General features: G+C 37.5%; 10 protein-coding genes. 8 read left to right on the forward strand and 2 right to left on the reverse strand.

Annotated elements, in window-relative coordinates:
- The first annotated feature begins 54 nt into the window (after positions 1–54).
- The 8 genes from ACIQ32_RS05455 (at position 55) to ctlX (ending at position 11,123) form a co-directional block, all read left to right on the forward strand.
- Entirely contained in the window at positions 55–1,131 is a 1,077-nt protein-coding gene (locus ACIQ32_RS05455; protein ID WP_396194680.1) for a DegT/DnrJ/EryC1/StrS family aminotransferase, read from the forward strand.
- Positions 1,132–2,244, forward strand: coding sequence for a WbqC family protein (locus ACIQ32_RS05460; RefSeq protein ID WP_396194681.1), 1,113 nt, complete (start codon positions 1,132–1,134; stop codon positions 2,242–2,244).
- Between the two features lie 15 nt (positions 2,245–2,259).
- Positions 2,260–3,192, forward strand: coding sequence for a glycosyltransferase family 2 protein (locus tag ACIQ32_RS05465; protein ID WP_396194682.1), 933 nt, complete (start codon positions 2,260–2,262; stop codon positions 3,190–3,192).
- Positions 3,176–4,456: a hypothetical protein gene (locus ACIQ32_RS05470; RefSeq protein WP_396194683.1), complete on the forward strand. Its 1,281-nt coding sequence runs from the start codon at positions 3,176–3,178 to the stop codon at positions 4,454–4,456. Before ACIQ32_RS05465 ends, ACIQ32_RS05470 begins: the two co-directional genes overlap by 17 nt.
- Before the next feature lie 407 nt (positions 4,457–4,863).
- Positions 4,864–7,215: a beta strand repeat-containing protein gene (locus ACIQ32_RS05475; protein WP_396194684.1), complete on the forward strand. Its 2,352-nt coding sequence runs from the start codon at positions 4,864–4,866 to the stop codon at positions 7,213–7,215.
- A 1-nt stretch (position 7,216) separates the two neighbouring features.
- Positions 7,217–9,190 (forward strand): T9SS type A sorting domain-containing protein, encoded by a 1,974-nt coding sequence (locus ACIQ32_RS05480; RefSeq protein WP_396194685.1) that lies wholly within the window; start codon positions 7,217–7,219, stop codon positions 9,188–9,190.
- 81 nt (positions 9,191–9,271) lie between these two features.
- The gene (locus ACIQ32_RS05485) at positions 9,272–10,186 is read left to right on the forward strand and encodes a dimethylarginine dimethylaminohydrolase family protein (RefSeq protein ID WP_396194686.1); all 915 of its coding nucleotides are present in this window, start codon (positions 9,272–9,274) and stop codon (positions 10,184–10,186) included.
- A 1-nt stretch (position 10,187) separates the two neighbouring features.
- Positions 10,188–11,123, forward strand: coding sequence for a citrulline utilization hydrolase CtlX (ctlX, locus tag ACIQ32_RS05490; RefSeq protein ID WP_396194687.1), 936 nt, complete (start codon positions 10,188–10,190; stop codon positions 11,121–11,123).
- 89 nt (positions 11,124–11,212) lie between these two features.
- Here the strand turns inward: ctlX and ACIQ32_RS05495 are convergent, their stop codons facing one another.
- Both ACIQ32_RS05495 and ACIQ32_RS05500 read right to left on the reverse strand, forming a co-directional pair.
- Positions 11,213–11,833 carry a chromophore lyase CpcT/CpeT gene (locus ACIQ32_RS05495; RefSeq protein ID WP_396194688.1) on the reverse strand — a complete coding sequence of 207 codons (621 nt, stop codon included), beginning with the start codon at positions 11,831–11,833 and terminating at the stop codon, positions 11,213–11,215.
- A 19-nt stretch (positions 11,834–11,852) separates the two neighbouring features.
- Positions 11,853–12,321, reverse strand: a 469-nt coding sequence (locus tag ACIQ32_RS05500; RefSeq protein WP_396194689.1) for a MarC family protein, incomplete at its 5' end; no start/stop codon positions are given.

The raw sequence follows: 12,321 nt of genomic DNA on the forward strand, positions 1-12,321 counted from the left end.
TTCCATTTTTACACAATATATTCGTTTATTTGTGATGCTTTTAGTAAAACAATCATGATTAACGTTACCAAAACTTTTTTTCCGCCCATAGAAGAGTACCAAGCCCAACTGCAAAGGGTTTGGCAAAACGAATGGCTAACCAACCGAGGCGCTTTAGTACTGGAGTTGGAAGAAAAACTAAAAGCGTACCTTCAAGTCAATTCGATTTTAATTACCAACAACGGAACCATTCCTTTGCAAATTGCCCTGAAACTGTTGGGCAACGGTGGCGAAATTATCACCACGCCGTTCAGTTATGTGGCTACTACAGCTTCCATCCTTTGGGAAAATTGTACGCCGGTTTTTGTCGATATTCATCCGGAGTTTTTGACCATAGACGAAACCCAAATCGAAGCAGCCATTACCCCAAAAACCACAGTCATTTTGGCGACCCATGTTTTTGGAAATCCTTGTCATGTAGAACTCATTGAGCAAATAGCCACCAAACACGGATTGAAACTCATTTACGATGCTGCACATTGTTTCGGAGTGGGCTATCAAGGCCAATCGGTTTTTGAATATGGTGATATCAGTACTTGCAGTTTTCACGCTACTAAATTGTTTCATACGGGAGAAGGTGGTGCGGTTTTTTGTAATGACGAAAAGCTAATGCACCAAATTTTCTACAGTCATAATTTTGGTCACGACGGTCCACTGGCCTTTCACGGTTTAGGCATCAACGGTAAAATATCGGAACTGCAAGCCGCTATGGGATTAGCCGTTTTTCCTTATTTAAGTGATATCATTGCAGAACGCAAAAGGGTAGTGGATTTTTATAATGATACGCTCGATTTCAGCAAGTTGAGAACGATGAGTTTACGCGAAAATACCATCTGGAATTACAGTTATTATCCGGTAATTTTTGAAAGCGAAGCCCAACTGCTTAAAGTGCAAAAGGCTTTAAACGAAAAGCAAATTTTTCCGCGACGGTATTTTTATCCATCTTTGAATAAAGTGGGTTACCTGCAAGCGACAGCCATGCCGATTTCCGAAAGCATAGCCCAAACTATTTTGTGTTTGCCGCTTTACAAAGGAATTACTGAAGAAAATCTGAATTTGATTACTACTATAATTAATCACAATTTGGACTAAATGAGAGGTATTGATTCAATTACATTTACAATAACAAAAGACGAAATAGTCACATCCTTGCTTCCCGAGAACGGGAAGTATTTCAACGTGCCTGATCTAATTGCTTATGCTGACAAAGTCAATACCTTTGGGAAAGCATTGGTTATGAGAGATGATTCAGGGACTTTGTTGTCTTATATTCTTTATTACGATAATGCTGCCCAAGTTTTTATTACTATGGTTTGGACGAACAGCAATTTCAGAGGAAAAGGTTACGCTGCTACTTTGTTAAAACACTTAATCGCTTCAACAAACAAAGACATACTTCTAGAGGTTCATCCTGAAAATCCGGCTAAGTTACTTTACCACAAACTAAATTTTAAATTTGAAAGACTAAACGGTACTAATGAAATTTTGAAATTTGTCAAATTCATTGCCATCAACCAACCCTATATTTTTCCTTATTTAGGTTATTTTCAATTGATTTACAGTGCTGATAGTTTTGTTTTTTATGATGATGTCAACTTTATAAAACAAGGTTGGATTAACCGAAATAAAATTTTGGTTGGAGGTGAAGCCATGCTTTTTACTGTTCCTTTACAAAACCAAAGTTCTTTTACAACAATTATGGATACAAAGATAAATAAGGCTTTGTATGCTAAATGGTGTAATAAGTTTATCAAAACCTTAGCACAGAATTATAAAAACGCACCATTTTATGAACCGGTTTCGGAAATGGTGTTTGCTGTTTTAAACTCGGAACATGTGTTTATTTCAGATTTGGCTATCGATTCGGTAGTTAAGGTTTTTTCTTATTTGGGCATTGATTGTAAGATCGAAAGAGCTTCACAACTTCCCCAGGGTTTTAAAGATTTGGAAAGATCAAATCGCTTGATTGCCATAGCCAAAAGCATGGGTTATAGTAATTACATCAACCCGATTGGCGGTCAAGAGTTATACAAAAAAGAGTTTTTTGAAGAAAATGGTGTTACTTTGTCTTTTTTGAGTCCATCAATAACTAACTATAAACAATTTGAGGCCGATTTTGTACCGGGTTTATCTATTATAGATGTATTGATGTTCAACAGTAAAAAGGAAGTTTTACAAATGATGTCGGGATACAATATTATTTAACAATTCAGCTTACCCATGAAGGTTTCTTTTATCATACCGGTTTACAGAAATGAAGGTTCTATAGTTATTACGTACAATAAAATAGTTGAGTTGTGCCGAGTTATAGCCGTAGATTATGAGTTTGTTTTTATCAATGACGGCTCAGATGATAATTCACTTCAAGAATTGATTAGCCTTTACGAATCGGATTCGAAAGTGAAGATTATCAATTTTTCGAGGAATTTCGGTCAAGTTTCTGCCATAGTTGCCGGTTATAAAGAAGTAGTCGGCGATGTAGTAGTTAACATGTCAGCCGATTTACAAGAACCGGTCAGTTTAATCGAGGAGATGATTAATAAATGGAAAGCCGGAAACGAAATTGTTATCTGTCATCGAATAGACCGTGAGGATAGTTTCATAGCAAATAACGCTTCCAAAGTTTTTTACAAACTAATGAAGTATGTCAATCCCAAAATGCCTAAAGGCGGATTTGATTTTATCTTAATGGATAAGAAAGTGATAGATGGCCTTAATCAAATTGATGAACGCAACCGTTTTTTGCAAGGTGATATTTTATGGATGGGTTTCAATGTGGCTTTTATTCCTTACAATCGGTTAAAAAGAACCATAGGAAAATCGCAGTGGACTTTATCCAAAAAACTAAAATACTTTATCGACGGTTTATTAAATACCTCTTATATTCCTATCCGAATGATGTCGCTTTTGGGTATCATTATTTCGTTTCTGGGATTTATTTATGCGGTTGTAATTGCTTACAATCGATTCATAAACAACACACCTTTTGATGGTTGGGCACCCATAATGATTTTAATTTTGATTATCGGAGGATTAATCATGTTAATGTTGGGTATTATAGGCGAATATGTTTGGAGGACCTATGATGAAACCCGTAAAAGACCTTTGTATATCATTAAAGATAAATTCGCTAAGGATGAAAAAAATAATTGATTTTGCCATTAAAAATCCGGTATTGATCACGGCCTTGTTGTGTGTAGTGTTTTATTTTCTTCCCTTCAAACCGAAACCTTTTGGCGACGGACAATTTCACACGGGAACCCAACAATTAATCGAATACATACTCAATGGTTTTCAAGGAAATATTAATATCGATAAAGGTTTTCTAACGCTGTTTTGTTACCTCATTCCTTACTCGGTAGTGTATGCTTTTCACAATGATGATTTGTTTTTTTACAGTGGTGTTATTTTCAATTGCATTTTTGTTTGTTTGGCAGTATATTATTTGTTCAAAACGTTTAGTCTGCTTCATTTTACCGACAAAGCTAAATTTGCGGTTTTACTTTTGATGTCACTTTTCCCGATACACATTTATTATGCTATGGGCATTTTGGGTGAAGCTTTTGGCTTTTTTGCTTCTACTATGATGATTTATTTTTGGAGCAAACATTACAATGGTATTGCCCAAAAAAGAGATTATTTGTTTTTGGCTTTATCCATAGTCTTGTTGTATGGTATCAAACCCAGTATGTTGCCTTTCACATTCGTAATGACATTGTATTTTTTAATGCTCAAAACACCAAAGGTCAACAAACTTTATTTTGCGCTTGGAATAGCTTTCATTCCTATATTTATATTAGTAGAGCGCAGTTTAGATGATTCTAATTTTGAGTTTAAAAACAGGGTTTTTCGCAATCAAATTCTTTGGTCTCGCTACGAATTAAGGGACGAACCTTTCAATTGGTTGCCTCAGCATGGGCAAGACAAATTTGCTTCGGGCGATTATCTCAATAATTTAAAGAAGCGTCACGAACTTGACTCTATTTGTAAGGTTAATAATTACGACAGAACCGCTTATTTTATTCAATGGGTAAAAAATGATATCCTTTCGAATCCGGGTTTAACAGCCAGACAGTATTCACTCAAATTTTTTCAGGCACAAAGCTTTATCATTTCTCCATTAATGAAATCTGATAAAAGTAAAGTTGTAAAGTATGGTATTCATATTTACATCAATGCAATCAACTACGTTTTAGTTTTTACCGGCCTTTTTGCTTTGTACCGATTGTTTAGAAGAAAAAAGTACCTATTGTTTTTCCCTTTTCTCTTTTTTTGGGGTTGGGGATTGTTGTATGTATTTGTTTTCCATTCCGAACAGCGTTATATGTTTCCGGTTAGACCATTGTTGATATTTCTTTTTGCCTACTGGGTTTCTACCGGTGGATTTAACAAAAAAGCTGCACTTAGTACGTCCTGATTTTTTTATGCTTCTTTACAAATCTAAACATCCTTCCGGGATGTTTTTTTTATTTTTCACCATTCTTATTTTAGTTTTTGAAAAATTCTTTCTTGTTTGAATTTCAGAGGACTAACTTTTTGTAGGTCAAAACATCATTTTAAAATATAAGAAATTTACTTATGTAAATACAAAAAAGATGTATTTCATCGAATAAATGTGCTTTTTGTGGATTTTTCAAAAGGCTATCTTCTATATTTGAATTAACAAAAGAGAAAAAGCAGTTAAGGTAATTTAATAACCTACACAACATTAAGTTATCCTTACTGCCGAATTAGTTAAAACTTTACTTTTTTGTTTTGCCCAACCTGTAGAATCATAAATAAACGAGTACCAATTAGATTTTTAATGCCCCAAATCTTTTAGTTATGAAAATAAAAAATTACTTTATCTACACGATGTTGCTGTTGTTAGTTGTTGTTAAAGGGAACAGCCAGGTTGACAATTCTTTCTCAGGTGAAAATGCCGGAGCTAACAATACCGGAAGTTTTAATACTGCTTTTGGTAAAAATGCATTAAGAGACAATACCAGTAATAGTAATAATGCTTTTGGAGCCGATGTATTAAGAGGTTCTCAAGGCGGTTTTAATTGTGCTTACGGTAATGAAGCCATGAAGTTAAATACTACCGGTACTCTTAACAATGCTTTCGGAACCCGAAGTTTGCTATATAATACAACCGGTTCGGCTAATATAGCCATTGGTCACAGAACATTAGAAGCCAATACTACCGGAAATAATAATACGGCAATTGGTTATTCAGCTTTGTTAACCAATGTTGGTAGCGGGAATATTGCTATTGGCTCTTTAACTCCCAGACATTTGTTAGCCGGTGATTCCAATATTTTTATTGGTAATGAAACCGGAATAAACCTTATGTACGGAAACCATAATGTTTTTTTAGGTAGGGTTAGATTGAATACTACTTTTACGACTTCGAGATTGGCAGGAAGCATTTTAGAAAAGACAATTATATTAGCTGACGGAATCGGAAACCAAAGAATTTTCATCGACAATAATGGTAATACCGGTATTGGTTTAGGAAATAACATTATTCCGGCCAACCGTTTGGATGTTGGCGGTGGTATTGTTATTGGAAAAGGGTATGTGCCAAGATCCAATAGTACAGATGCCACTATAAATATAGCGCCGCTCAATGGTATGTTGGTTCAAGGTAGTGTAGGTATAGGCACCACTACACCCAAAAACAAAGTAGAAATCAGTCATGGTAAAAATGGTAACTCCGGGTTGCGATTTACCAATTTGACCAGTAATTTCACTCCCACTTCTTCATTAACCACCAACAAATTTTTAACTGTCAATGAAAACGGAGATGTGGTTTTAAATTTATTACCTAACAGTCTTGGCTCTAATACCATGTCTTCTAATGGCAACACCATGACTTCCAATGTTAATAATATACAAGCCACGGCACCCATAGTGAATTCAATTGCTAATGTTATCAATTCAAATAACCAGTTAATAACTATGGTTAACGGGGTGCAGAGTAATCCGGTAAATTTACCAACAAGTACTCCGCAAACATTATCACAAGCCGGAAATGTTATCACGCTTTCCAATGGCGGCGGATCTTTTACCTTACCCACTTTTACCGATACCAATACCGATGCACAATCACTCGCTTTAGCCGGTAATGTACTTTCCATTTCAAACGGGAATAGTGTAACCTTGCCTTCACAAGCACCGCAAACGCTATCACAATCCGGAAATGTTATCACGCTTTCCAACGGCGGCGGTTCTTTTACCTTACCCACTTTTACCGATACCAACACCGATGCACAATCATTGGCTCTAGCCGGTAATGTACTTTCCATTTCAAACGGTAATAGTGTAACCTTGCCTTCTGCAACACCACAAACGCTATCACAAACCGGAAATGTAGTAACACTTTCTAATGGTGGTGGTTCTTTTACTTTACCAACTTTTACTGATACCGATGCGCAATCATTAACATTATCCGGGAACGTATTATCAATCTCTAATGGTAATAGTGTTACCTTACCGACCTATGCTCCGCAAACTTTATCACAGTCTGAAAACACCATAACCTTATCCAATGGTGGTGGTTCTTTCAATTTACCTACAACCAGTGTGATTGCAGGGACGAATACTACGGTTACCGGTGTTGGTACCACAAGCGATCCTTTTGTAATTAACGCCGTTGATACTAGCCTTTATGCCAACAATGGTACCATTAACCAAGCTACAACTACGGGTGGAAACAGAGTAGTCAATATGAATAATAGTAACCTTTGGTTCAATACGGCAACCAGTTCAACTAGAGGGAAAGTGTATATAGGTTCTTCGTCGGTGTATCCAACTACTACCGGTAATTATAAATTATTCGTTGAGGGTGGAATTTTAACCGAGAAAGTTAAAGTGGCATTACGAAGCTCAGCCAATTGGGCCGACTATGTTTTTGCCAACGACTATAAGTTGATGCCGTTAAAAGAAGTAGAAACTTTTGTCAAAGCCAACAAGCATTTACCTGGCATAGATTCAGCTGAAGTATTGGCGCAAAACGGAATTGATGTAGCGCAAATGCAATCCAAACAAATGGAGAAAATCGAAGAGTTAACACTTTACATCATCGATCAAGATAAAAAAATCGAGGCGCAAGGACAAGCACTCGAAAAAAACAATAAAGAAATCACGGAGTTAAAAGCTTTGGTTCAAGCATTATTGGCAAAAACTAAATAGTATGTGTAAGGTCTATAAAATAGTTTTAATCAGCTTTGTAATGCTGTTTGGCTCAAAGACTACTGCGCAAGTAACGGAGTATTTGGCTGAAGAGAACAGAAGGATTTCGCATTCGCAACAAATAGAAGCTGAAATTGTGCGTTTTGTCAATGATAATTTTAAAAATTATAAATTGTCAAAAGAAACTACTGATGAGGTAATCAAACACCTCAAAGAAGAAGAAGAGTTTACGGAGGAAGAATTGCAAAAAGCTTTAATCAACACTAAGATTTATGAGTTGAGAAAATTGTTCTTTTTGGAAAATCCTGATAAAAAAGAATATTACATCGCCAAGCAGCCATCGCCAACCATCATGCAAACCTGTGTCAACGGCGATTTTGAAAACAATACTGCCGGCTATACTTTTTGGTCTGATGCCTATCCGCAACCCGCTTCCGGTGAAGACTTTTTTCTCTCTTGCGCAACACCAACAACGCCAACGGCATCAAACATGGTTACACCAACAACCAATAACTTCGGCTCGACTATTACTTTAATAGACAGCGGAAGTCCCGGTTATCAAATGTTTGATCCAACATTGGCCGGTTTAGGGGTCAATTTGCCAACCTTAAACACCAATGGTTTGTCTAAGTGTATAAAACTCAACAATGCCGGCGGATTTGGTTCTTCAGACATCACTACCATGTCGCGGTCTTTCACCTCCATCGATCAACCAACGATTGATTTTAATTTTTCGTTGATTATGGATAACAAACCCGCACACGGTCAGCCTATTCAACCTTTCTTCCGAGTTAGGGTATACGATCAAAATAACAACATAGTAGATGAAATATGTATCATTGCCAATCCCGACAACTGTTTGTTTAACCGATTGATTGTAAATAGCAACCGTCGCGTTTTGTATACCGGTTGGATTTGTGCCCGATTGAATGTGGGAGAAATTCTAAACCAACCCGGAAGGATCGAATTTACTATAAGTGATTGTCAACCCTCAGCGCATTTCGGAACCGTTTACATAGACAATATCTGCGGCTTAACTTGTGCCGTTCCTCAATTGGGTGCCTTGAATACAGACCCAACCCATTTTAATTGTCCCGACATGTCAGGCACAACACCAATAGAAGTTTGCGGAACCTATCAACCACCGGTAAATGCTAGTTTAAATACTATGTCGTTAAATATTATGCAAAACGGAACCGTAGTGTCTACTATTGCAGCACCATCACAAATTACTTCAACTACTTTCTGTTTTTCAATTCCGCCAAGCCAGTTTGGGGTATCGCCCAGCGGTGATTTTGAGTTTGAAGTAAATGCTAGCTTCAATGTTGTCTGTCCGGCCGGAACCTTTGTGTATGATGTCAGTGACAACTCTGCTAATATTGGTCCCGATGTGACTTTTGATAATTGTTGCCAGCCCATTTTAGAATTGTTTTCTCCTGCCGATGATGTCAATAATTTAGCGGTAGTCGCCGTAAAAGAAAAAGAGCGCTCCGATTGGATCAAAGCGGCTAATATTGTGTCGGTTGGTGACAATACAACCGGGAATGGAGTTGTATACCATGCTGCTAATTATGTCGAGTTGAATCCTGGATTTGAAGCTGTTTTAGGCGCGCAGTTTGCCGCTTATCCTGAAGGTTGTACCAGTAATTTTGTATACAGAGCAACCGGAGAACCGGTGTCTGATAATAAAACGGAAACTAAAGCAGAGGACATTTTTGTTAATTTAACAAAATTAGCCAACGGCTTCGCTATTATTCCGAATCCTTCCAGCAGTGCTATAGAAATTGTGATGAAAGACGCACAATTTAATAAAGTCAATATCACTTCAATTGATGGTAAAGTAGTCCTAGATCGTTCGATAGATTTGACCCATAATACACGATTAGAGGTTAGTAGTTACGCTAATGGTGTGTACATCATTAATATAACTTCGGAAGATGGTCGAATTCATACCGAGAAATTGATTAAGAATTAATGTTACTTCTAAATACTTATAAACAAAGCTTCTCTCAACCGAGAAGCTTTTTTATATTTGTCGAAAGCCAAAAGCTAATTTATGTTGCCATTAAATGTAAAAAACGAAACATCAAGATTGAGAGCGGTTGTATTGGGTTCCGCGGTTAATAACGGTCCAACACCAACTGCTGAAGAAGCTTATGACCCAAAATCATTAGAGCATATACTCGCCGGAACTTATCCTGTTGAAGCCGATATGATCAAAGAAATGGAAGCTTTTAACCAAGTTTTTCAAAAATATGACGTTCAGGTTTTCCGCCCGAAAATGATTGAAAACTACAACCAAATTTTTACCCGCGATATCGGATTTGTCATTGACGATGTATTTGTGAAGGCCAATATTTTACCCGACAGAGAGCGAGAATTAGACGCTATCCAATATGTCATTGACCAAATCGATCCGACAAAAGTTGTCCGCCCGCCCGAAGAAGTGCATATAGAAGGTGGCGACGTGATGCTTTGGAATGATTATATTTTCATCGGAACTTACAAAGGCTCTGATTACAAAGACTATATTACGGCGAGAACCAACATGCAGGGCGTAAATTATATTAAGGAATTATTCCCGCACAAAAAAGTCAAAGAATTTGATTTGGTAAAATCCAAGTTGGAAGCGCGTGACAATGCACTTCATTTAGACTGTTGTTTTCAACCGGTCGGCAAAAACAAAGGCATCATCTACAAAAGTGGTTTCCGTGAAGAATCGGATTATGTTTTTTTAGTGAAACTATTCGGTAAAGAAAACCTCTTTCACATCACGCGCGACGAAATGTACCACATGAATTCCAACGTGTTTTCTATAGATGACAATGTGGTCGTTTCCGAAAAAAACTTTACCCGATTAAACAACTGGCTTCGCGATAACGGATTTATCGTTGAAGAAATACCATACGCAGAAATTGCCAAACAAGAAGGACTTTTACGTTGTTCGACCTTACCTTTAATAAGAGACTAAAATGAAACAAACCACCAACTCCATACTAATGATTCGCCCGGTGGCGTTTCGTATGAACGAACAAACTGCAGTAAATAATTATTACCAAAAAGTACTCGACGGCTTATCTCCGGAAACCGTCAATGCCAAAGCCCAAGCCGAATTTGATGCTTTTGTGGCCAAATTGCGTAAAGTTGGGGTCAATGTAATTGTAGTCGATGATACTTTAGAACCCAATACACCCGATAGTATTTTCCCGAACAATTGGATATCCTTTCACGAAAATGGGGATGTAGTTTTATACCCAATGTTTGCCGAAAACCGTCGCGCCGAAAGAAGAGAAGACATCTTGGATATATTGGAAGATGAAGGTTTCGAAATCAACGAAATCATGGATTATACTTTGGCCGAAGAAGACAATGTTTTTTTAGAAGGCACCGGAAGTTTACTCTTAGATCGCGAAAACGGGAAAGCCTATTGCGCCTTATCACCCAGAGCAGATGAAGAATTAATGATTGAATTTTGCGAAGATTTCGAATTCACACCGGTTATTTTTGAAGCATTTCAAACGGTAAATGGCGAAAGAAAACTAATCTATCATACCAACGTGATGCTCACCTTAGGCGATACCTTTGCCGTGGTTTGTGCCGATTGTATCGATGATAAAAAAGAACGCAAAATGGTTTTAGACAGCTTGCGTGGCGATGACAAAGAGGTAATTTTAATCACCGAAGACCAAGTCAACAATTTTGCCGGAAACATGCTCGAAGTTAAAGGAAAAGACGATAAAAGATACTTGGTGATGAGCGAGTCGGCTTTTAAAAGCTTGACTAAAAAACAAATCGCCCAACTCGAAGCACACGTAGAAATCATCCACTCCAGTTTAGATACCATCGAAGCTTGTGGCGGCGGAAGCGCTCGTTGCATGATGGCGGAAATTTTTCTGCCGAAAAATTAAATTCCATCCCGAAGTTTCGGGACTAAACAGGAAATCCCAAATTCCGTTGTTATAATTGGAATTTGGGATTTTTTTATTGGAATTGCTAATTATTGAATTTTGATAAACGCATAACCGCCTTTGGTAGCACCCCAAACTTGTTTGCCGTCTTTGTCAAAACCTTGATCCCAAGAAAGGATTTCGTTTTCAGTTACAGTAACTATTGAGTTCGCCCAACTGGCACCACGCAATTCACTGGGACAAGTTTTATCACCGGTTGCGCCTTCAAATTTATTTTTCCCGGTACGTTTTAAGACTACTTCACAGCCTTGTTTAAGTTCAATATCGGCTTCAGTGAGTTGGTCATAAGCTTCAGGAGTTGCCCATTTGCCAATCCAAGCTTTTTCATTTTTTAAAGTGTAAATCTCACTGATGAATTCATCGCCTCTTTGGGAAACTTTATAAATTCTTACGCGATATGGTTTGTCTTGCTTGTCAAAAATAGCCTGCTCTACAAAAAGATAGTTGCCTTTGGATTTCCATATCGGGGTCATTCTTAAAGATATATTGAAGTAATCCTCATCGGCTTTTGATTGTTTTTCCGAAGAGTAATGTCCTTGCATCACCGTAACTAATTCTTGCAATTCCTTGCTGTTTCCGGTTTGATTCTGACCAGATTTACAACTGATAAACAATGCCACAGCGGCGAAAATAAATAACGCTTTTTTCATGATAATAACAGATAGATAATTAAATGCCGCGGATGATACTCAAAACCGCACTAATAATATACTGAATCCCAATGGCAACAGTCAAAAAGCCAACAATTCTAGAAATGGCTACAATGCCTGAAGCGCCAAAGTATTTAGCCAAATAATGCGCGCTTCTCAAAATTAAAAAGATCAACAACGACACTATGATAATGGAAAATACTGAAGACAAAATTTCCGGGGTAGAATGATGGTCTTGGTTAAAAGCAATCAATAACGAAATCGAACCCGGACCGGCCAACATAGGCATCGCCAAAGGCGTCAGCGCAATTGAACTTCTGTTTTGTAAATCTTCTTCCACTTCTTTGCTGATTCCTTTTCGCTTCTTCGGATTGGCATTGAGCAACCCAAAACCAGAGCTGGCAATCAAAATCCCACCGGCAATTCTAAGCGCCGAAATGGTAATTCCAAAAAAACTCAAAACATATTCGCCGACAAAAAAAGAGATT

Origin of the sequence: Flavobacterium sp. (assembly GCF_044373165.1) — a bacterium.
Taxonomy (GTDB): Bacteria; Bacteroidota; Bacteroidia; order Flavobacteriales; family Flavobacteriaceae; genus Flavobacterium.